The 21333-nt window shown below is 44.1% G+C and carries 17 protein-coding genes; 14 read left to right on the top strand and 3 right to left on the bottom strand.

Annotated features, from left to right (window positions below; genetic code table 11):
* Positions 1 to 72 precede the first annotated feature (72 nt).
* The 11 genes from MHM99_RS08695 to MHM99_RS08645 all read left to right on the top strand — a co-directional run bounded on the left by MHM99_RS08695 (position 73) and on the right by MHM99_RS08645 (position 13805).
* Positions 73 to 1926: a DUF885 domain-containing protein gene (locus MHM99_RS08695; protein ID WP_156078085.1), complete on the top strand. Its 1854-nt coding sequence runs from the start codon at positions 73 to 75 to the stop codon at positions 1924 to 1926.
* 116 nt (positions 1927 to 2042) lie between these two features.
* Positions 2043 to 2600: a sigma-70 family RNA polymerase sigma factor gene (locus tag MHM99_RS08690; protein WP_039233340.1), complete on the top strand. Its 558-nt coding sequence runs from the start codon at positions 2043 to 2045 to the stop codon at positions 2598 to 2600.
* Complete coding sequence (locus tag MHM99_RS08685) at positions 2593 to 3297, top strand: DUF3379 family protein (RefSeq protein ID WP_239219005.1); 705 nt, start codon at positions 2593 to 2595, stop codon at positions 3295 to 3297. The genes MHM99_RS08690 and MHM99_RS08685 overlap by 8 nt, the downstream gene beginning before the upstream one ends.
* 388 nt (positions 3298 to 3685) lie before the next feature.
* On the top strand, positions 3686 to 5476 hold the full coding sequence (locus MHM99_RS08680; protein WP_239219003.1) for a GGDEF domain-containing protein: 1791 nt from the start codon (positions 3686 to 3688) through the stop codon (positions 5474 to 5476).
* Positions 5477 to 5592: 116 nt separating this feature from the next.
* A complete protein-coding gene (gene putP, locus MHM99_RS08675; RefSeq protein WP_239219001.1) occupies positions 5593 to 7098 on the top strand; it encodes a sodium/proline symporter PutP in 1506 nt (501 codons plus the stop codon).
* 265 nt (positions 7099 to 7363) lie between these two features.
* Positions 7364 to 8278, top strand: coding sequence for a sulfate adenylyltransferase subunit CysD (gene cysD, locus MHM99_RS08670; protein ID WP_014948797.1), 915 nt, complete (start codon positions 7364 to 7366; stop codon positions 8276 to 8278).
* A complete protein-coding gene (gene cysC / locus MHM99_RS08665) occupies positions 8278 to 8874 on the top strand; it encodes an adenylyl-sulfate kinase (RefSeq protein ID WP_049585841.1) in 597 nt (198 codons plus the stop codon). The genes cysD and cysC overlap by 1 nt, the downstream gene beginning before the upstream one ends.
* Complete coding sequence (gene cysQ / locus MHM99_RS08660) at positions 8874 to 9665, top strand: 3'(2'),5'-bisphosphate nucleotidase CysQ (RefSeq protein WP_049585840.1); 792 nt, start codon at positions 8874 to 8876, stop codon at positions 9663 to 9665. Before cysC ends, cysQ begins: the two co-directional genes overlap by 1 nt.
* A gap of 1 nt (position 9666) precedes the next feature.
* Positions 9667 to 11082, top strand: coding sequence for a sulfate adenylyltransferase subunit CysN (gene cysN, locus MHM99_RS08655; protein ID WP_014948795.1), 1416 nt, complete (start codon positions 9667 to 9669; stop codon positions 11080 to 11082).
* Positions 11083 to 11098: 16 nt separating this feature from the next.
* Entirely contained in the window at positions 11099 to 12823 is a 1725-nt protein-coding gene (locus tag MHM99_RS08650; RefSeq protein WP_014948794.1) for an SLC13 family permease, read from the top strand.
* Positions 12824 to 13100: 277 nt separating this feature from the next.
* The gene (locus MHM99_RS08645; protein ID WP_014948793.1) at positions 13101 to 13805 is read left to right on the top strand and encodes a YIP1 family protein; all 705 of its coding nucleotides are present in this window, start codon (positions 13101 to 13103) and stop codon (positions 13803 to 13805) included.
* 229 nt (positions 13806 to 14034) lie between these two features.
* Here MHM99_RS08645 and MHM99_RS08640 read toward each other — a convergent pair whose 3' ends face one another.
* Positions 14035 to 14904: a DUF3025 domain-containing protein gene (locus MHM99_RS08640; RefSeq protein ID WP_239218999.1), complete on the bottom strand. Its 870-nt coding sequence runs from the start codon at positions 14902 to 14904 to the stop codon at positions 14035 to 14037.
* A gap of 70 nt (positions 14905 to 14974) precedes the next feature.
* Between MHM99_RS08640 and MHM99_RS08635 the strand changes: the two genes are divergently transcribed.
* A complete protein-coding gene (locus MHM99_RS08635) occupies positions 14975 to 16642 on the top strand; it encodes a M28 family metallopeptidase (protein WP_239218997.1) in 1668 nt (555 codons plus the stop codon).
* Positions 16643 to 17032: 390 nt separating this feature from the next.
* On the top strand, positions 17033 to 18703 hold the full coding sequence (gene asnB, locus MHM99_RS08630) for an asparagine synthase B (RefSeq protein WP_014948790.1): 1671 nt from the start codon (positions 17033 to 17035) through the stop codon (positions 18701 to 18703).
* Positions 18704 to 18771: 68 nt separating this feature from the next.
* On the opposite strand, the gene MHM99_RS08625 is transcribed toward asnB, so the two are convergent.
* Both MHM99_RS08625 and queE read right to left on the bottom strand, forming a co-directional pair.
* Positions 18772 to 19668: an amino acid ABC transporter substrate-binding protein gene (locus tag MHM99_RS08625; protein WP_014975996.1), complete on the bottom strand. Its 897-nt coding sequence runs from the start codon at positions 19666 to 19668 to the stop codon at positions 18772 to 18774.
* Between the two features lie 76 nt (positions 19669 to 19744).
* A complete protein-coding gene (queE, locus tag MHM99_RS08620) occupies positions 19745 to 20419 on the bottom strand; it encodes a 7-carboxy-7-deazaguanine synthase QueE (protein ID WP_239219069.1) in 675 nt (224 codons plus the stop codon).
* Positions 20420 to 20514: 95 nt separating this feature from the next.
* Here queE and queC point away from each other — a divergent pair, with 95 nt between their 5' ends.
* Positions 20515 to 21171, top strand: a complete 657-nt coding sequence (gene queC, locus MHM99_RS08615; RefSeq protein ID WP_014975995.1) for a 7-cyano-7-deazaguanine synthase QueC — start codon at positions 20515 to 20517, stop codon at positions 21169 to 21171.
* Positions 21172 to 21333: the final 162 nt, after the last annotated feature.

Here is a 21333-nt window from a genome sequence, read left to right as displayed (position 1 = left end):
CCTCTTTAAGGCTTATTAACCTTAGAAGCTTTAGCTTATAAAAATAATCAATTAAACGCGACGGGGAATATAATGAAGAAAACACTAGTAAAGCTAACGCCAATTGCGTTGGCCATTACCACGCTTACGGCTTGCTCTCCTGCAAGTGAAACCGCTAAAACAGCGCCAGAACCTATTAAAACAGAACAGCCAGCCGGGCAGTCTGAATCAGAGCGCCTTAATGCGTTCTTCGAACGTACTTTTGAAGAAGATCTTAAGCGTTCGCCATTATTTCAAAGTTACTTGGGTAAAAAATGGGACTATGACAAATGGGATGACATCAGTGACGAAGAAGCTGATGCTCGCATTGCCATCGCCAAAAACCGACTAGAAAAGCTTAATAGTTTTGACACCAGTCAGTTAAGTGAACAGGAACAGCTAAGCTTGCGCCTGTACAAACTAGGTATTGAGCGCGATTTAGCTAACGACGAATTTCGACATCACCGTTACATTGTACATCAGTTCCGCGCCGCACATACACAAGTGCCTAGCTTCCTTATCAACATTCACAGCGTAAAGAGTAAAGAGGACGCTAAGGCATACATTGGACGACTAGACAATGTACGTACGTACTTTGATCAAGTTATCGAACAAATGAAAGTTCGCGAAAAAGCCGGCGTATTCCCCCCTGCATGGGCCTACGATCAAATGATTGATGCGTCAAAAAACGTGATCACCGGCGCACCATTTGATTCTAGCGAAATACCTTCAACTATCTGGGAAGATTTTCAAAATAAAGTAAATAGCTTGGATGTTACAGAGGCTGAAAAAACGACGTTATTAGGTGAAGCGAAAGCCGCTTTGGTAACATCAGTCATGCCGTCATACGAGAAGTTTATTGAAGAACTCGCTCATCAAAGGGAAATCACGCCTGAAGGCGATGGTGTGTGGCGCTTACCCAATGGTGATCAATGGTATCAGAATCGTCTAAACTGGTTTACCACTACAGACCTAACCGCTGAAGAAGTCCATCAAATTGGCTTAGACAATGTAGAGCGCATACACGATGCAATGCGCGACATTATGAAACAAGTGAAATTTGAAGGCACCCTTCAAGAGTTTTTCGTTTTCATGCGTGAAGACGAGCAATTCTATCTACCTTCAACAGATGAAGGTAGACAGCAATACCTTGATATGGCGAAAACCGCCATAGACGACATGCGAGAGGCGATTCCTGAATACTTTGGTATTCTTCCAGAAGCGCCAATGATTGTTAAACGTGTTGAAGCGTTCCGCGAACAGTCTGCGGGCAAGGCGTTTTATCAAAGCCCAGCGCAAGATGGCAGCCGCCCAGGTATTTATTACGCAAACCTTTATGACATGAAAGCAATGCCTACTTATCAGTTAGAGGCGCTGGCGTATCACGAAGGCATCCCAGGTCATCACATGCAGCGCGCTATTGCACAAGAGCTAGAAGGTGTACCTCAATTCCAGAAATTCTTGAGCTTTACCGCATACACAGAAGGTTGGGGCCTATATACCGAAGAACTTGCAAAAGATATGGGCTTTTATAAAGACCCTTATTCTGATTTCGGTCGTCTAGCCATGGAACTTTGGCGCGCTTGCAGACTTGTGGTTGATACGGGTATTCATGCGAAAAAATGGACGCGTGAAGAAGCCGTAGATTACCTTGTTGAAAATACGCCAAACCCTAAATACGACGCGCAAAAAGCCATTGAGCGCTACATTGCTATGCCAGGTCAGGCTACGGCCTATATGATTGGTAAACTGAAAATTATGGAACTTAGAGAGCATGCCCAAGCTGAACTTGGTGACAAGTTTGATTGGAAAGGCTTCCATGACGAGGTATTGAAGTACGGTCCAGTCCCACTTTCTATTTTAGAAGAAAACATTAATGCTTGGATTACTTCCCAAAAACGTACCTAGCTTTTCGAACTAGGTGCTCTGATCACTGGAAATAAAATGAAAACGCGCCTTTCGGCTAACGAAATGGCGCGTTTTTTATGCCATAGTGAGAAAAAATTAAGTTTTTGGATTTTTTTATGTTTGGGCGAAATAAATCTGATAATGCTCAGGTCTTATCGGGTATGAAAGCAAAACACCAAAGATATGAAGCATTAGTAAAGGCATTTCACGCCGACATCTACCGCTATGCATTTTGGCTTATCAAAGACCAGAGCATTGCTGAAGATGTTGTTCAGGAAACCTTTTTACGTGCTTGGCGCTCATTAGACGCCCTAAATGATGAAAAAGCAGCAAAGTCATGGTTAATTACCATTCTTCGCCGCGAAAACGCCCGTCGGTTTGAACGCAAACAGTTCGACACAGTAGATATTGATGATTGCCATATTCAAGATGACACACAGCATGCTGATGGGGACTTGAAAGATAGAGAGCTTCAGCGACTATTAGGTGGATTGAGTGTGGAGTATCGTGAACCCTTAATACTCCAGTTGATTTTCGGTTTTAGTGGCGAAGAGATCGCCAACCAGTTAGGGCTTAACAAAAACACGGTAATGACTCGCCTTTTCAGAGCGAGGAATCAGCTAAAAGAGGCATTAGAGAAGCAAAATGAACAGAGAGGTCGTGTAAATGGATGAGTTAGAATTTAGGCGTCGTATCTACGCCGATCCAGAAACGACTGACAGTGATGTTGTAGAAGCGGCAAAAGCGGATGAAAGTAAACGCAGTTTCTGGAATGAACAAAAGCAGTTAGATAAGCAATTAAAGCAAGCATTGAAAGTCGATGTACCAGAGGATCTCGCAAGCAAGCTAATATGGCAGCAGTCTGCAGACGAATTCACCCGTTATAAACGCAGAAGTCGCTGGTATTTAGCCATGGCTGCATCAGTTGCCTTTACGATAGGCATTGGCCTTACTATGTGGTATCACCAGCCGCTTAGTATTGGCGGGCAAGCACTTGCCCATATGCAGTACGCAGAAATGGAACACGCTCATTCGTTGCTTCCTGTTGATTTGAATATGGTTAACGCAAAGCTAGCAAGCTTTGGTGGCAGCTTTAGCGAAATGCTCGACGGTGTAGAGGTCGCAAACTATTGTCATTTGAGCACAGTTAGAAGCCTTCATCTGATTGTGAATACGCCGCAAGGCAAGATGTCGGTATTCGTAGTACCTGAACGTGGAGATGTCTCCGTTCCAAGCGAGTTTGCCGATGGTCAGTACCACGGAGAGAGCATTAAAATGAAACACGCCAATGTAATGATTGTTGGCGATAAAGATGCTGATTTAAGCGATATGAAAAAGGCGGTGTCAGAAAGGATTCAATTCTCTGCTTAACACACGTTATGTAACTGTAAAGCGTTCCAAAAAAGTGCGTATCTTTAGCACTTCCCTTCGTCGGCCCCCTATGGGCCGATTTTTTTTGCACAAAATTAAGATGAAACCCTGTTCAATAAAACTTATACTCCGACTTAAAGGTTAAAACGTCCGTTTTAATTTCAGTTAATCACTTCATTCACTTACCCGCAGTAAAGAGGTCTCCATCACAATGAGCGCTTGGTTTCGTTTTACAAGGCTAATGATTTGCCTTTTGATTCCTGCAATAGCTTGTTTCGCTGTCTTTGCTCAAAGTATAGATATTCCCAACGCACTTAGACTAAAAAAACTTGATAATTATAGTCATATAGCTGCAACGACAATTTATCATTGGAATACACCTAGCGAGGTGAGCAATGAGAATATCATTGCTATGTTAACGAGCGCCGGTTTGCAGAATGACACGCAAAGTGAAGGCGTGATATTTAGACACTTGTTGGCCACTTATACTGCGAATGATGCTGACTCACCGAGAATCCCACTTTTCGTTAAAGAGCCTCTATTAGATAAGCATTGGCAAGAGCTTAAGACAATTAAGCCTGAGCTTTTCGCTGCTTCGAAGGCATATTACATTTATGCTAGAGCGGTAAATGATTTTAAAGGCTCTGACCATAGGGTAAATTTTTCTGTTCCTGAACTGCGCCGTTTACAGCGAGAAGCGCTAGAAACTGGGAGTCGACGAGCCACTGCTATAGCTAGCATATGGTTAGCGATGGAACTCACCCTTGCGAACCCAATACAAGCAATTAATGAAATCGAATATGCGTTACCGCACCTTCCTCGATACTCATCAGACAAAAGCTTAGAAAATGCGTTATCAAACGTAATTGCACATGATTGGCTGAGAGGTGCTTATCTGGAACTCTTCGTTCCAAGCAGAGCATTTTTCCACTCAAAAGAGATCATTGAAAGTAAAACGCAAGATAACAACACCATGGTAAAAACTTGGGCCTACTTCTCGGCCATCGATTCATTGTTAATTCAAAATAAGTTTGAAGAAGCATTGGCTATGTCAAACGACGCAATAGAGCATTTGTCCACAGTAACGTCAGTGCACGAAAAGTTGTTGACGTATGTCCAAAGACTTCGTGTAGTAGTGTTTCAAAAAAGCGAAGGATATGAACTGCTAGCGCAAGAAGTCATGACGCAAATCAGGCAGCTTGATACCACAGAGGTAAAACAAAGAACTGAGGAGCTTTCAGCTTACGCAGATGCACTTTACGCAGCGGTATTGAACGATGATGCTAAATTTCAAGACTCCCTTCAGCGTTACCGCAATATCGTTCTGGCTACTATTCCAAATTCGGGTTTTAAAGAAAAAATCAAGCTTAGGTTAGAGCGGGAGCTTTCTAGGCTTTACGATGCTTCGGGTGACTACGAAAAAGCATATGAGCATTCGAAAACCTACAATAGGCTTCTTGTTGAAAAAAACACTGAGCAATTCAAGTTGTCAAATTCTTCGTTTACCGACGGTATTGCGAAAGATATCGAGTTAGCGCGATATCGACAAAAAGAACTCACTGTGCTCAGAAGTGAAAAAGATGGCCTTTCTACCGACAAAGAAGCAATGAAAACCACCATTTTTGCGTTGATTATCACAATTCTCATCATTCTTGCACTATGGCTATGGATTTCAAAACGACAGAGCGACTTGCTAGCTGAGCGTGACTCACTTACCGGCGCTCTCACGCGACGAGCTATGCTAAACAGTTTGAAAAAAGCACTGAAAGGCAATAAAGCGTCCTGTATTGCTCTACTTGATGTCGACAACTTTAAAAAGATTAATGACAAATACGGCCACGTTGTCGGTGATGAAGTGTTGACTACCTTTACACAGATTATCAAAAACCGAATTCGTAAGTCAGACAAGCTCTGCCGATATGGCGGCGAAGAGTTTTTGATTTACTTTTCCGACTCCGACCAAAGGTCTGCTAAGCGAATTCTGGACGAGCTGAATTTCGCGCTTTCTCGCCAGAAACACTGGAGCAATACAAAAGAAATGTTTTCCGTGAGTTTTTCTTCGGGTCTGTTAGACGTCAACGGAGAAACCAACCTAGACACCATTATCAAGATGTGCGATGAGCTTCTCTACAGAGCCAAAAGAGAAGGTCGAGCGCGCGTTGCATCTTTTCCAATTTAACCTTTCGCCAAACTTTATTTACGAATTACCGTATAGAAAACATGCAAGGTCGCTGACTGACATAGAGACTCTATGTCATAGGTGTTAGCATGAAAGAAAAAACATAGGGAATTTATATGGCTACTGGCACGATAATCTCGTTGGGTTTGTATTTTGTTGTAATGTTAGGGATAGGCCTTTTCGCTTATCGGCAGACAGACACCAACGTAGAAGGCTATATGCTTGGCGGCCGCCAACTAGGCCCCGCGGTAACCGCGCTTTCAGCAGGTGCATCGGATATGAGCGGATGGATGCTCATGGGCTTACCCGGTGCAATGTATGTATCAGGCTTATCTGCTGGCTGGATTGCCGTTGGTTTGACACTCGGTGCTCTGGCAAATTATATGTTAGTTGCTCCACGCCTTCGCGTTTACACTGAAGTAGCCAACAACTCCATTACCCTCCCCGACTATTTTGAAAATCGCTTCGCTGACAACACGCGTTTATTGCGCGTTATAGCCTCTGTGGTTATCGTTGTCTTCTTTACGCTTTACACCTCTTCTGGTGTGGTAGCTGGCGGAAAGCTCTTTGAGACATCATTTGGATTAACTTATGAGACCGGCTTATACGTCACCGCGGGTGTCGTCGTAGCTTATACCCTCGTAGGCGGTTTCATGGCAGTAAGCATGACCGACTTCGTTCAGGGGTGCATCATGTTTGTATCTCTCATTATGGTACCTGCCGTTGTTATTAGCGAGTTGGGTGGAATCGGCGCGTCAATTGACGCCTTAGATACCATTAATCCGGCGCTTTTCGATGCATTTATGGATGCGTCTACCAATGAAGCACTAAGCGTAATAGGCATTGTTTCACTGATGTCATGGGGCCTAGGTTATTTTGGTCAGCCTCATATCATTGTGCGTTTTATGGCGATACGTTCTGTTAAAGATATACCAACTGCGCGCAATATCGGTATGAGTTGGATGATTGTGTCGATTATTGGTGCGTTGATGACGGGGCTTTTTGGCCTTGCCTATGTAACAGGTAACGGAAACGAAATCGATCCAGAAACCGTCTTCATCTACTTATCTCAAATTCTATTCCACCCGCTTATCGGTGGCTTCCTGCTCGCTGCGATTTTAGCGGCTATCATGAGTACTATTTCTTCTCAGCTGTTGGTAACCTCAAGTTCACTAACCAGTGATTTTTATCAAGCCTTCCTAAGACGTGATGCGTCAGATGGCGAGCTCGTTATTGCTGGTCGAGTCAGCGTAGTAGTTGTCGCGCTTGTAGCAATCTATCTAGCTTATGATAGAGACAGCACCATTTTAACGCTTGTAAGTAATGCTTGGGCTGGCTTTGGTGCAGCCTTCGGACCGCTTGTACTATTTAGCCTGTTTAAGCGTGAAATGACTCGCCGTGCTGCATTAGGTGGTATGATCGTTGGTGCAGTGACGGTGTTACTGTGGATTTATCTTCCTATTGAAATCGGCGGCCAAAAGCTTGGTGACTGGATGTACGAAATTGTCCCTGGGTTTATTTTATCTAGCTTAACCATCATGATTTTAAGTAAATCTGGCTCGCCAAGAGAAGGTGTGGTCGATACGTTCGACGCTTTCCAGACCAAATTGAGTGAAAGCTAAGCGAACGATACGAAATAAGTCATTCGCAACGAAAGTGAATAACAAGCCCTGTTTATATTACTAAACAGGGCTTTTTTCTTTTTATAGGCCTTGAAAAAAGTGGCTTATGCTTCAATTGCATGACAGTTTTATTTAATGGAATAAGATAGCTATTTTAAATAGCAAAATCGCATACTACTTTTGAAATTAAATATGTTATCGTTCTATGCAGAAAAATAACCCATATATAACTTTTTTGTATATAACATAAAATTCGGACTTCAAAATGACTGCTAGTATCCCGTCTGTAACGCATTTGAAACAACTCGAAGCCGAGAGTATCCAGATTTTCCGTGAGGTTGCTGCTGAGTTTGAAAACCCAGTTATGCTTTACTCTGTAGGAAAAGACTCTTCTGTACTGCTTCACCTTGCCCGTAAAGCGTTCGCGCCCGGCAAAATTCCTTTCCCATTATTACACGTAGATACCACGTGGAAGTTTGGTGAAATGATTAAGTTCCGTGACGAACAAGCTAAGAAGCACGGTTTTGATTTGCTTGTTCACATCAATGAAGAAGGTGTTGAAGCTGGTGTTGGCCCATTTAGCCACGGCTCAGCAAAACATACTGACATCATGAAAACCCAAGCACTTAAACAAGCACTGAACAAATATAAGTTCGATGCTGCATTTGGTGGCGCTCGACGCGACGAGGAAAAATCACGTGCCAAAGAACGTGTTTACTCATTCCGCGACAGCAACCACCGCTGGGACCCAAAAAACCAGCGTCCAGAGCTTTGGAATATTTATAACTCTCAGGTTAATAAAGGCGAAAGCATTCGTGTATTCCCAATGTCTAACTGGACTGAGCTAGATATCTGGCAATACATCTACCTAGAAAACATCGATATTCCGCAACTTTACCTTTCTAAGCCTCGCCCTGTCGTTGAGCGCGACGGCGTTCTTATTATGGTTGACGACGACCGTATGCCGCTAGAAGAAGGTGAAGTACCAGAGATGCGCTCTGTGCGTTTCCGTACTCTTGGCTGTTACCCACTTACCGGTGCGGTAGAATCAGAAGCAGCTACCCTACCTGAAGTTATCCAAGAAATGCTGCTTACCAAGACGTCTGAACGTCAGGGCCGAGTTATCGACCATGACAGCGCAGGCTCTATGGAGAAGAAGAAAATGGAAGGGTACTTCTAATGGCCACCGACAACGTTGTTTGGCATAAACACGAAGTAAACAAGACCACCCGCTCTGAAAAGCTTGGTCAAACGCCTCGTGTATTCTGGCTAACGGGTTTAAGCGGCTCTGGTAAATCGACATTAGCCAACCTGCTTGAGAAAAAGCTTCACGAGCAGAACAAGCACACCTATCTGCTTGACGGCGACAACGTGCGCCACGGTCTGTGTGGCGATTTAGGTTTCAGCGATAAAGATCGCGTTGAAAACATTCGCCGCATTAGCGAAGTCGCAAAACTTTTTGTCGATGCCGGTACCATTGTGCTTACCGCTTTTATCTCGCCTTTCAAAGCCGACCGCGATTATTGCCGCAGCTTAATGGAAGACGGAGAGTTTGTAGAAGTGTTTGTCGATACACCTCTTGAAGTGTGTGAAAAACGCGACCCGAAAGGGCTATACAAGAAAGCGCGTAGCGGTGAAATTAAGGACTTCACAGGTATTGATTCAGCCTATGAAGCACCTGAAGCGCCAGAAGTACACTTAACCTATCAGGATGAACCAGCAGAGCAAACCGCTGAGCGATTGTATGCTTTGCTTCAAGAAAAGGGATTGGTGTAATGACACAGCCTTTAAATAGTCTTGCACAGAAAGTGCTAGCTATCGCCAAAGAAGCCGGCGATAAGATAATGGCCATTTACGAGAAAGACTTCGCCATTTATGAAAAGCAGGATACCAGCCCGCTAACAGAAGCTGACCTTGCCGCACATAACGTAATCGTTGACGCCCTTGAAGCTGAATCTAACCTACCGATTCTTTCTGAAGAGTCAGCAGATATTTCATGGGAAGAGCGCAAAACGTGGTCGTCATACTGGCTGGTAGACCCGCTAGACGGCACTAAAGAGTTTATTAAGAAAAACGGTGAGTTTACGGTAAATATTGCACTTATCGAAAACGGTAAACCGACCATGGGTGTGGTTTACGCGCCAGCACTAAACAAAAGCTATGTAGGTATTGTTGGTGAAGGTGCGTGGACTGAAGTAAATGGCGAATTTTCCGCTATTTCTGCGCGCAAGCACGATGGTGCCGAAGTGTGGAAAGTGGTAGGTAGTCGTTCTCACCAAAGCCCAGAAATTCAGAATTTATTGGCACAGCTTAAAGGTGAAACCGAGCTTGTGGCGATGGGTAGCTCACTGAAGCTTTGCTTGGTGGCTGAGGGCGAAGCACATCTTTACCCTCGATTAGGCCCAACATCTGAATGGGATACGGGAGCAGCGCACGCCGTCGCATTAGCGGCAGGCGCAAACGTAACCGTACTAGACCCTGGAAACCCATTAGATGACAACGCTGACGCTCTTACGTACAACCAAAAAGAGTCTGTGTTAAACCCCTTTTTCCTTGTGAGCGCATAACATGAACAACGAAAACGAATTATTAAGACAGGATATACTGTCTTACCTTGAGCAACACGAAAAGAAAGACATGCTACGTTTCCTTACCTGCGGTAGCGTAGACGACGGCAAAAGTACCCTTATTGGTCGCTTACTTCACGATTCTAAAATGATTTATGAAGACCAACTTGCCGCTATCACTAAAGACAGTAAAAAAGTGGGCACTACCGGCGAGAAAGTTGACCTTGCCCTTCTTGTAGACGGTCTTCAGTCTGAGCGTGAGCAAGGGATTACTATCGACGTAGCCTATCGCTACTTCTCTACTGACAAGCGTAAGTTTATTATCGCTGATACTCCGGGGCACGAGCAGTACACTCGTAACATGGTAACCGGTGCGTCAACATGCGACCTTGCTATTATTCTTGTTGATGCTCGCGGCGGCGTTAAGGTACAAACGAAACGTCACTCGTTCCTGGTTTCTCTTCTAGGTATAAAACACGTTATTGTTGCTATCAACAAAATGGACTTGATGGACTATTCAGAAGAAGTGTACAAGCAAATTCAGGAAGACTACCTGAAGTTTGCTGAGCAGCTTGATATTCCTGACATTCAGTTCGTACCTATTTCAGCACTTGAAGGCGACAACGTAGTAGGTAAGAGCGAAAAGACACCATGGTTTGACGGCACGCCACTTATGGAAATGTTGGAAAACATTGAAATTGGTGAAGACGATAACTTAGAAGATTTTCGCTTCCCTGTACAATACGTTAACCGTCCTAACTTAGATTTCCGCGGCTTTGCGGGTACCGTGGTATCTGGCCAAGTTGCACCTGGTGATGAAGTAACGGCACTTCCTTCTGGTAAGAAATCAAAGGTGAAGCAAGTCGTTACGTTTGAAGGCGACCAAGAGCGCGCTTATGTACCTCAAGCAGTAACGTTAACGCTAGAAGATGAAATTGACATCTCTCGTGGCGATATGATTGTAAAATCAGACAACTTGCCACTGCTTAACACGCAATTTAAAACTCACCTCGTGTGGATGTCTGAAGAGCCGCTAATGCCAAACAAGCAATACTTGTTTAAGTTCGCGACTAAATCAACGCCAGGGGTAGTTGCTCATATCGATAATCAAATTGATGTGAACACGTTGGAAGAAACGGATGCCATGCACTTAAATCTTAACGAGATTGGTGTAGTAGACGTTAAGTTTACTCAACCTGTTGCCTGCGACCCGTATAAGCGCAACCGCCCTACCGGTTCATTCATCGTCATAGATCGCTTGACCAACGGAACCGTTGGTGCAGGTATGATCATTGACGAAATTGCGGGTGACGCACAGCATACCTCACCAAACTTCTCTGAGTTCGAGCTTGAATTCAATGCACTAGTACGCAAGCACTTCCCGCATTGGAACTCTGTGGATATCAGTAAACTTTAAGCAGGACTGGAGCAATATGGATGTGACCCAGTTCATCGTACTGGCAGTATTTGCCGGTACGATATGCGCGCTGATCTTTACCAATCAGCGCCCTTCCACTGTGTTTTCTGGTGCAGTGTTAGCTTTACTGGTTACCCAGCAGTTATCTCTTGATGACATCTTGCTAAATTTAACAAACAAGGGTCTTATTACCCTTGTTTTGTTGCTTTTGGTAAGCAGTGCAATTGATAAAACAGCGTTAATAAAACGCCTAGGTAGGAAACTAGTAAGTGCTAACTTTACTCAATCCTATTGGCGCTTGTTTTCACTGACCTTTTTATCGTCTGCGCTTTTGAACAATACTGCTATTGTGGCAAGCCTTATTGGTCCAATTAAGCAAAACCAATATCATCCTGCCTCTCGATTACTGATCCCGCTCTCATACGCAGCTATTTTAGGCGGTACGGTCACCTTAATCGGTACGTCTACCAACCTGATCGTAGACAGCTTTTTGCAAGAGCACGGGCATCCAGGCTTTAACTTTTTTGACTTCACACTTTATGGCACCGTAGCGGGTTTAAGCTGTGGTCTACTCATGTTTTTGCTACTTCCTTTGCTACCTCATATTGGCAATAAGAGTAACAACTATCACGAGTATATGGTTGAAGCCGAAGTGGAGTCTGGTTCAGAACTCATAGGCAAAACCGTAGAACAAAACCATTTACGTAACTTACCAGAACTCTTTTTGGTAGAAGTGGTGCGCAATGGCAACCTGATATCTCCTGTGGGGCCTGACCTGGTCATTCTGGAAAACGACAAACTGATCTTCTCTGGCAACGTTCAAAAGCTTGATAACCTTAGCCACATAAAGGGGCTAAGCATGTTTGCTGAGACCGATGGGGTATTGCGTGAGAGCTTAACCGAGGTAGTTGTTGCCAATCGCGCTCAAGTTATTGGGCAAACCATTAAAAAACTTGGCTTTAGAGCCCTGTTTGATGCGGCTGTTGTAGCCATTCGCCGCGATGGAGAGCAGCTGTCAGGCAAGTTAGGAGAAATTAAGCTTCAAGCAGGTGACTTCTTACTTTTAGCTACAGGCCCAGACTTTGCGACTCGTCAAAATTTAAATAAAAACTTTTTTATTTTGTCAGAGCAAAAAATCGCCCGCCCACTAACCAACAAGCAAGAGTGGATTACCCTTGGCGGCTTCCTTTCCACGGTGTTATTGGCTGCAACTAATGTCATTTCACTGGCTATTGGTCTGCTGTTTTTAGCCGCTGTGCTAATTGGCGTAAGGGTAACGTCAAACGGCGAAATGAAGCGAAATTTACCGTTGAATTTGATTGTAGTGATTGTGGGCGCGCTAAGCCTGGCAACCGCATTAGAAAATTCAGGGGTTATAAATATAACCACCGAGGCACTTATGCCAGTGTTGTCGGGTACTGACTGGTTCATAGCATTGTTAGTCATCTACTTGCTAACACTGGTTTTAACAGAGTTCGTTACCAACAACGCTGCTGCGGCACTAATGTTCCCGTTTGCCTACGGGTTAGTGCAAATCATTGGCGCACCGCTAATGCCATTTGCATTAGCGGTAGCATTTGCAGCAAGTGCCAGCTTTATTTCACCATTCGGCTATCAAACCAACTTGCTTGTTTATAATGCGGCGAATTATAAATTTTCGCATTTTATAAAAATTGGACTGCCTATTTCGCTGTTGTATAGCACCATAGTTTTGACACTGCTTAATATTACTTATTTGTAAGGTTTTGCGGCGCGTTTTGAGAGGACATAGAAAATCACCAAAGATAGAGCAGCAATCAGTAGGATTACGTAAAGGGAAGCGAACGCTTCCCTTTTTTTATTTATAACCTTTCAATACATTCATTTTCTCTTACAAATATCAAGATGTTGTGCTGTACAACACCTGTAGCCAACAGTAATCTATAACTCAATTTATTGCCTGCCTGTTGGCAAGCTAACAATGACTCATGGCTTTACCCAGAGCCTGAGTAATAAGAAAAACGAAATAGGAGCAAGGGATGCACAATGTGACGAACCCCTTTCAAGCGTGTAACGATATTTTCTTCAAGCCTAATGGCGTATTTAAAGCAGTAGGTGAAAACAACAATTGGAGCTGGATGCCATTTATTTTGATCATGGCAATTTCGCTTGTTTCCCAGTACTTGTATGTAAACTTCGTTGACATTGAATGGTTCGCTCAGATGAATATTGCCGCGCAAGGGGATATGAGTCCGGCAGAAGAAGAGCAAATGAAGGCCTTCTTCACCAGGGATGCATTGCTTTGGTCATCGGTTATAGGTGCCTTTTTTATTCCTATTATCGTAAACGCCATTTACGCCGTGTACGTGAATTTAATGACCCGCTCTGACGACAGCCATGTGTATGGCTTTACTGACTGGTATGGTTTCGCTTGGTGGCTTTCAATGCCTTATGTGCTTACTGGTTTGGTGGGTGTTGCTTTGCTGTTGTTCGCAGGCGACCATCAAGTAGCGCCATCAATTTTATCGCCAGCGTCTCTTGGGTATATTGCGAATATCCCGATGGACTCGCCTTGGTACGCTTTCGGCCAGGCGTTAAGGGTAGAGCTATTCTGGGGCATTTATTTAGCCACCGTAGGCATTACTCAATGGACCGCCTTTTCTCTTAAAAAAGCGGCATTAATTGCAAGTGCACCTTATATTGTTATCTACGGCATCTGGTTGATTGCCCTCGCCTTGTTCTAATTAACCTTGCGAATGTAACGCGCCCACTATACGAAAAGTGCGCTGTGCTATTAATACAGTAGTTATGAATATAATGTTTGTGATTACCGTGTTTTAGTACAGCGTTTCTATAAACTGGCCGCGCAGCCTTACTTTAAAAAGACGCACCCTTTCATTTCTTTCACTACCCATGAATAGCATCATTGCCGCTTTTGTCGTCACACGAAGTATCATTATACCATATATGGTATTACACCCACAGCGGCAGCTGTTTCGTTGGCTTAGCCCCTTGTCGTAACGGCCTGAAATAATCTTTATTTTGATAAAACTTCGCATCCTGCGGTGAATGCCATAAAGGCACGCCTAACAAAGGAAGGGGCTTTAAGAGCGGTGTGATCTGAAAAGCATCGAGTGCTGAAATTCGGGCTGACATTGCATCGTCGAGTACGGCGCGTTGTTGCCATTTATCGAGCTCACTAAATCCTTGAGGCACTGAAACCGCGAGCCACTTTCCAGTAAGCCCAATAAACGGGTTCAGCATCATTTCTAAATTCGCATGCCCAAATACATAGGGCGTTACTTCAGCATGCCAACGCCCTCGATTTGCTAGAAATACCTGTTCCCATTCATGGGTGGCCAGTTGCTGTAGGAAAACTTCTAGCGATTCAACGCCACTTGGTCTGAGCTCTTCTATCGCTAGCACCACGCCACATTCATCAAAGTGGGTAATCCGATTGCGACGTGCGGTGCGAGGGTTTACGCCGTACGCCTCGATATCGCTTATATGCAGTTCATTTAATAAGGATTTTGTTTTGGGAAATTGCAGCCAGATCAGTGCATTAAACAAATCGTGCCAGCTTTGCTCTCTGGTAGGGACAACCCCATCTTCACTAATAATCGTTTCATAGTAACGCTGTTCATCTTCTGAAAACTGACTCTGTCCTTTAAATACAGGCCCCGTCCATTGCTTGTGATATCTAGATGTAAGTTCATTAAGCACATCAGGAGATGGAAACTTACTATGACTCGTTAAACCGAGTTCATCTAAAAGAATGGTTACAGGATAACTTGCGTGTTTTTTTAAGTAGTCTTTACAGAAAGGGATTGAGTCTGATTGCATATCAACTATTGGTTCGCTCTGGGGTTTTCTCTATACTGAGCAAGTATTGTAGAGCAAACAGAGACTAACAATGAAAAAAATGTTTTTGCCATTGCTTGTACCTACCCTTCTGGGCGTAAGTGCTTGCACACCTAACAACGACAGCGCGTCACAAAATCAGTCTGCGAAAAAAGAGATGCCTGTGGCGTCTAACTTTGACAGTGTTTACAACAATATTTCAGACGCCGATATTCGCGAGCCATTAAAGGTACTGTCTTCAGATGAGTTTGAGGGCCGTTTACCGACGACTGAAGGCGAAAAGAAAACCATTGAATACTTGGTTAGTGAATTTACCAAAGCGGGACTTAAACCGGGTAACGGGGATAGCTTTTTACAAAAAGTAGCCCTTATGGAAATTACTGCTGACCCAGATATGACCATGACTATTGGCGACAATAACTTCGCGTATAAAGAGCAAATGGTTGCCTCTTCTAAGCGAGAACAGAGCTCAGTGTCGCTCGAAGATTCAGAATTAGTCTTCGTTGGCTATGGTGTGAATGCACCAGAGTACGACTGGAACGACTACGAAGGGTTAGATGTTGAAGGCAAAACCGTCGTCATGCTAATTAATGACCCGGGATTTGAAAATCCAGAAAGTGGTAAGTTTCAAGGCACAACGATGACCTACTACGGTCGTTGGAGCTACAAATATGAAGAAGCGAGCCGTCAGGGCGCTGCTGGCGCCATTATTGTTCACGAAACAGCCCCTGCCTCTTACGGCTGGTCAGTTGTTGCTAACAGCTGGAGCGGTCCGCAGTACGGCCTAGTAAGTGCCGACAAAGGAGCAAGTCGTGTGGCTGTTGAAGGTTGGTTAACGTTAGATGCGGCGAAAAAAGTGTTTGCTGATGCAGGGCTCGACTTTGACCAAGAGAAAGCAAACGCCATGCAAGGTCCTTACAACAAAGCAATGGATATCAAAGCATCGGTTACGGTTAACAACACCTTCAAAAAGTCAGAGAGCAACAACGTTATCGCGACTCTGCCGAGCGAAGAGTTTCCTGATGAGCATATTATCTACACGGCACATTGGGATCATTTAGGTAAAGACGAGAGCAAAGAAGGCGACCAAATCTATAATGGCGCTCATGATAATGCGACGGGCACTGCGGCTATTCTAGCCATGGCCAAAGCATACTCAGAGTTGACGCCTGCACCAAAACGCTCTGTATCATTTTTAGTAGTAACTGCTGAAGAGCAAGGGCTGTTAGGCAGTAAATATTATGCAAGCAATCCTGTTATTCCGATTGAAAATACGGTTGCTAATATCAACATGGACGCAATGAACGTATTAGGTAAAACCAAAAACGTTGCCGTTGTAGGCATGGGTAAGTCAGAAATGGAAGACTATCTTGAAGCCGCTGCGGCTAAGCAAGGCCGTACACTGACTCAGGAAGACAGACCAGAAGCTGGGTACTACTACCGCTCAGATCATTTCAGCTTTGCCAAGCAAGGTGTTCCAGCACTGTACGCTGAAGGCGGAAATGAACCAGCAGATGAAGAGACAGCCAAATACAGAAAACGTATGAATGTCATTGTTACGGGCTGCTATCACCAAGTGTGCGATCAGTATCGTGACGATTGGGATTTAAGCGGTATCGTACAAGACACGCAAATGCTGTTTGATGTGGGTGTAGGTGTTGCAAATGCAGAGGCTTGGCCGAAGTGGAATGAAGCAAGCGAGTTCCAGCGCCAAAACTAAAACACTTTGACGTAAAAACGCAAAGAAGGCCGCGTCTTCTTTATCGTTAATAAAGGGTTTCTTCCTGAAACCCTTTTTTATGACCCGCATTAATTTACTACCCTCTATATTTGAACTCACTTCCCTCTATATTAAGCACTGCTTACCGCATTCATAAGCTTACCTTTGCATGGAATTAGGATAAAAATGTTAATAAACGGCTATTTTGGGATAAATGGAATAAGAATTTCCATTTTCTCATCATAATGTACTTGCAATTTCCTGTCAGACTGGCACATTCAGGGGCACGCGAATAAGAATAACAACAAATCATCGCCCACTCGTACGCGAGTACCGACAGAAAAAACTTCTATTATTTTTTTCAACAAGTGAACAGAGAGAATCCGTTATATGTGTGGTATTTTCGGTATCCTTGATATCAAAACCGATGTGTCTGAACTCAGAACCCAAGCCCTCGATTTATCAAAACTTTTGCGCCACCGTGGCCCTGACTGGTCGGGTATCTGGAATAATGACAATACCATTCTTTGTCACGAAAGATTGGCGATTGTCGACGTTGATACAGGGGCGCAGCCTCTTATCAGCCAAAACGATAAACAAATTCTTGCCGTTAACGGCGAGATTTACAACCACAAGCAACTTGCTGCTAATCTAGATGAGCCGTACCCATTTAAAACCCGTTCTGATTGCGAAGTTATTCTTCCGCTTTTTCAGCAAAAAGGCATCGACTTTATCGATGAACTAGAGGGTATGTTTGCGTTCATTCTATACGATGAAGAACAAGACGCTTACCTTATTGCCCGCGACCATATTGGTATTATTCCGCTTTATACCGGTTACGATGAACACGGTAACTTCTATGTTTCATCTGAAATGAAAGCGTTAGCAGGCGTATGTAAGACAATCAGTGAGTTCCCTCCTGGCCACTACCTGTGGAGCAAAGAAGGTAAAATCACCAAGTACTACAAACGCGACTGGATGGAATACGACAACGTAAAAGACAACACCAGCAACCTAGAAGAGCTACGTGTAGCATTCGAGAAAGCTGTGAAGTCACACATGATGTCTGACGTTCCCTACGCTGTACTTCTATCGGGCGGTTTGGACTCTTCACTGGTTTCAGCTGTCGCTGCGCAGTACGTTGCAAAGCGCGTTGAAGACGAAGACAAGACAGATGCATGGTGGCCTCGCCTGCACAGTTTTGCTGTAGGTCTTGAAGGAGCACCTGACCTTAAGGCAGCGAAGAAAGTGGCCGACATGATTGGCACCGTACACCATGAAATTCACTTTACCATTCAAGAAGGTTTAGATGCCATCCGTGATGTTATCTATCACTTGGAAACCTACGATACAACAACGATCCGCGCCGCTACTCCAATGTACTTAATGACACGCAAGATTAAAGCGATGGGCATTAAAATGGTGCTATCGGGTGAAGGTTCTGACGAAATTTTTGGTGGTTACCTATATTTCCATAAAGCGCCAAACGCCAAAGAATTCCACGAAGAAACGGTACGTAAACTTGATCGTCTACATATGTTTGACTGTGCGCGTGCTAACAAAGCCACATCAGCATGGGGTGTAGAAGCTCGTGTACCATTCTTAGATAAGAACTTCATTGACGTAGCTATGCGTTTAAACCCACAAGACAAAATGTGTCTAGATGGAAAAATGGAGAAGTGGATCCTTCGTAAAGCGTTTGATAACGGCGAAACCCTTCCAGCAGAAGTACTGTGGCGTCAAAAAGAGCAGTTTGGTGATGGTGTAGGTTATTCTTGGATTGATTCAATTCGCGATTTCGTTGAAAACGAAGTGACTGATCAGCAACTTGCAACAGCGGAATTCCGCTTCCCAGTTAACACACCAGACACCAAAGAAGGCTACTACTACCGCACTATTTTCGAGAGCTACTTTCCTCAAGAAAGTGCAGCGCGCTGTGTGCCAGGCGGTAAATCTATTGCGTGTAGTACAGCAGAAGCACTTGAGTGGGATGAGAGCTTTAAAAACAACGCAGATCCTTCTGGCCGTTCGATGAAAGGCGTCCACGCTGGCGAGTCTTAATAGACAATCGTACAAGCAGAGCTAACATTTAAAAAAACGCGGCCTAAGCCGCGTTTTTTATAGTCTATTTATTCTTTTGAAGCTTCTGTTTTTGGTTTATACCATAAAGCAGAATTAGTAAGAGGGGTCTCAATGGGTAATAACGGATTTTCGAGAGTGAAAATTTTACGCTCATTAACTCCTAAAGAGGCTAAGATTGGGGCGTACGTAGATTCAAATAACGCATCAAAAGAGCCATCTTCAATGGCTCTGTTAAGGCCTGTTTCAATAAGATTCGCTAACGTCTTGTTACTTGAACTTACAAAGTAATACATAGCGGTGGGGTAATACAGCGCCATTGAAGGCTCAAGGTAAAGGTTGTTACGACGACCTTCCACCTCCAGCTCTGCGTCCACTTCCATAACAGAACGAGGAAAGAAGTCTCCTTTACCTTGTTTAATCATGTCATACGCTTCGCGAAACTCAGGCACAGTAAACACGTTAAACCCGTTGGCTTGAAGAATTTTGGTGTCCGGCCATTCTTCACCCTGAATGGGTATAAGTTTACGCATGTCAGTCAGCGATAATACATCATCGAACTTCGTCTTTTTATTTTCGTTAATAACGAAAACACGAAGACCTATAAGCCCTTTTGCGATTGGAATACGAATGGGGGTCAATTCCTTTTCGCGTTGGCTGTCCGTCATACTCCATACTACGTTAACTTCTCTGTTTTCACGTAGCTGACGCATCGCTTTGCCCGTCAGCAATATACGATCAGAAGGGCGTAGCTCATAATTTACGCCGGTTTTATCGAGCGCAAGTTTAAGCAGTGCTATCGGATATTGAGCACGGGCATCTGAGTCGTCAATAGGACGCGGATAAGTGATTGTCCAAGTAGCGGCCTCAACCATTGATGCAGCAGTAAAAGAACATAAAGCGACGGCCGCTATCACGGCTTTTTTTAGCAGATTAAAGCTATGCATCTTCTTTATGTCCTTTGTTAATTTGATTACTTAAGCGCAAGACGTGTTTGCCACAAAGCCGGCGCGTTTCAAACACTTATTCAATACCAATGTATTTATGTGTTTGTAAAGATAGCCGCCAGTTACGTTCAATACAAGTACGCACTGCAAGTTCTGTGGCTCTCTTTTGCTGGCTAATTGGTTGTAAACAAACCTGTTTTCCGTCTAATGACGATACATTAGCAAGCAGCGCATCAAGCTCGTCAATATGCTTTTGCATTGCGATGGGGTGCTTGATTTCATTCGCTCTTTCAAGGGCACTTACTAAGACGTCATATCCGCCTTTCATGTTTATTTTAGGAGAAACCGTCACATACGTACGCGTGTTACAAAGTACCTCAAAAGTACCGCTGGTCTCTATTTGTGTTGTGTATCCGTTGTCGTGAAGTAGGCTCGTCAGAGGACGTAGGTCGTACATACATGGCTCACCGCCGGTAATAACCACATGCTTTGCCACATAGCCTTGTTTCTCAAACTCAGCCAGCAAAGCCTCCTCACTGGAGATGAAATAGGTTTCAGACTCTTCGCCTTTTGTGATCACAGCTTGTGGCGACACACTCAAGTCAGGCTTAATTTCCCACGTATGTTTTGTATCACACCATGGACAGCCCACAGGACAGCCTTGTAAACGAACAAAGATAGAGGGAATACCAGTGTGAGCACCTTCACCCTGGATAGTTTCAAACATCTCATTGATGTTTAATGTGGACATTACAGACAATTTGACACCCTTTAACGATTGTATGTTGGGATTTTACCAAGGATCACATAAAATTCGGGCATAATTTCTTAAATCTTCGAAAAACTATGTCAGAAAACGTTGTTGTTATCTATTCAGGAGGCATGGACTCCTTCACAGTGCTGCATAAGGCGCTAAAAGCAGGCAAAAAAGTTCATGCACTGAGCTTTAACTACGGACAACGCCACAAGAAAGAACTCGATTATGCTGCCAACGTGTGTAATTCGCTTAACGTTCCCCACAAAATTGTAGATATTAGCGCCATAAATACGCTCATAGGGGGTTCAGCGTTAACCTCAGATATCGAAGTTCCAGAAGGCCACTATGAAGAGCCAAGCATGAAACAAACCGTGGTGCCCAATCGCAACATGATTTTGTTATCGCTGGCCGTTGGCTACGCGGTCAGTTTAGACGCTAACGAAGTATACTATGGCGCTCACTCTGGCGATCATGCCATTTACCCAGACTGCCGCCCTGAGTTTGTTCATAAAATGAATGATGTGTGCGGCATTGCGAATTATACACCGGTTACGATTATGACGCCTTATATCGACGACAGCAAAACCGCTATCTTGACCGATGGTCTGTCAATGGGACTGGATTACGGCCAAACGTGGACCTGTTACAACGGCAGAGAAAAAGCATGCGGAAAATGCGGTGCGTGCGAAGAGCGCTTAGAGGCGTTCAAGGAAAATAACGCCGTCGATCCTCTAGAATACGAATAGCGTAATCTGAAATAAAAACACCTCTTATTGTTTATAAGCGCTTTATTCCAAGCGTTTATAAACAATAATACCAATTGCATTAATTAATTGACCAACTTTATCCACTCTCTCCAACAGAGATTTTTGACTCGTTCAACATCCGCAATGAATGTATTCCAAGCG

This window comes from Alteromonas sp. MmMcT2-2, assembly GCF_022348305.1.
Classification (GTDB): Bacteria; Pseudomonadota; Gammaproteobacteria; order Enterobacterales; family Alteromonadaceae; genus Alteromonas; species Alteromonas macleodii.
This window is presented reverse-complemented; position numbering and strand designations above follow the sequence as displayed.

Excerpts from the sequence above, each read along its gene's own strand:
- queE (WP_239219069.1), bottom strand. The coding sequence starts at position 20,419 with ATGTCCACATTAAACATCAATGAGATGTTTGAAACTATCCAGGGTGAA.
- queC (WP_014975995.1), top strand. The coding sequence starts at position 20,515 with ATGTCAGAAAACGTTGTTGTTATCTATTCAGGAGGCATGGACTCCTTC.
- putP (WP_239219001.1), top strand. The coding sequence starts at position 5,593 with ATGGCTACTGGCACGATAATCTCGTTGGGTTTGTATTTTGTTGTAATG.
- asnB (WP_014948790.1), top strand. The coding sequence starts at position 17,033 with ATGTGTGGTATTTTCGGTATCCTTGATATCAAAACCGATGTGTCTGAA.
- cysD (WP_014948797.1), top strand. The coding sequence starts at position 7,364 with ATGACTGCTAGTATCCCGTCTGTAACGCATTTGAAACAACTCGAAGCC.
- MHM99_RS08640 (WP_239218999.1), bottom strand. The coding sequence starts at position 14,904 with ATGCAATCAGACTCAATCCCTTTCTGTAAAGACTACTTAAAAAAACAC.
- cysC (WP_049585841.1), top strand. The coding sequence starts at position 8,278 with ATGGCCACCGACAACGTTGTTTGGCATAAACACGAAGTAAACAAGACC.
- MHM99_RS08625 (WP_014975996.1), bottom strand. The coding sequence starts at position 19,668 with ATGCATAGCTTTAATCTGCTAAAAAAAGCCGTGATAGCGGCCGTCGCT.
- cysN (WP_014948795.1), top strand. The coding sequence starts at position 9,667 with ATGAACAACGAAAACGAATTATTAAGACAGGATATACTGTCTTACCTT.
- MHM99_RS08650 (WP_014948794.1), top strand. The coding sequence starts at position 11,099 with ATGGATGTGACCCAGTTCATCGTACTGGCAGTATTTGCCGGTACGATA.
- MHM99_RS08685 (WP_239219005.1), top strand. The coding sequence starts at position 2,593 with ATGGATGAGTTAGAATTTAGGCGTCGTATCTACGCCGATCCAGAAACG.
- MHM99_RS08635 (WP_239218997.1), top strand. The coding sequence starts at position 14,975 with ATGAAAAAAATGTTTTTGCCATTGCTTGTACCTACCCTTCTGGGCGTA.
- MHM99_RS08695 (WP_156078085.1), top strand. The coding sequence starts at position 73 with ATGAAGAAAACACTAGTAAAGCTAACGCCAATTGCGTTGGCCATTACC.
- cysQ (WP_049585840.1), top strand. The coding sequence starts at position 8,874 with ATGACACAGCCTTTAAATAGTCTTGCACAGAAAGTGCTAGCTATCGCC.
- MHM99_RS08690 (WP_039233340.1), top strand. The coding sequence starts at position 2,043 with ATGTTTGGGCGAAATAAATCTGATAATGCTCAGGTCTTATCGGGTATG.
- MHM99_RS08645 (WP_014948793.1), top strand. The coding sequence starts at position 13,101 with ATGCACAATGTGACGAACCCCTTTCAAGCGTGTAACGATATTTTCTTC.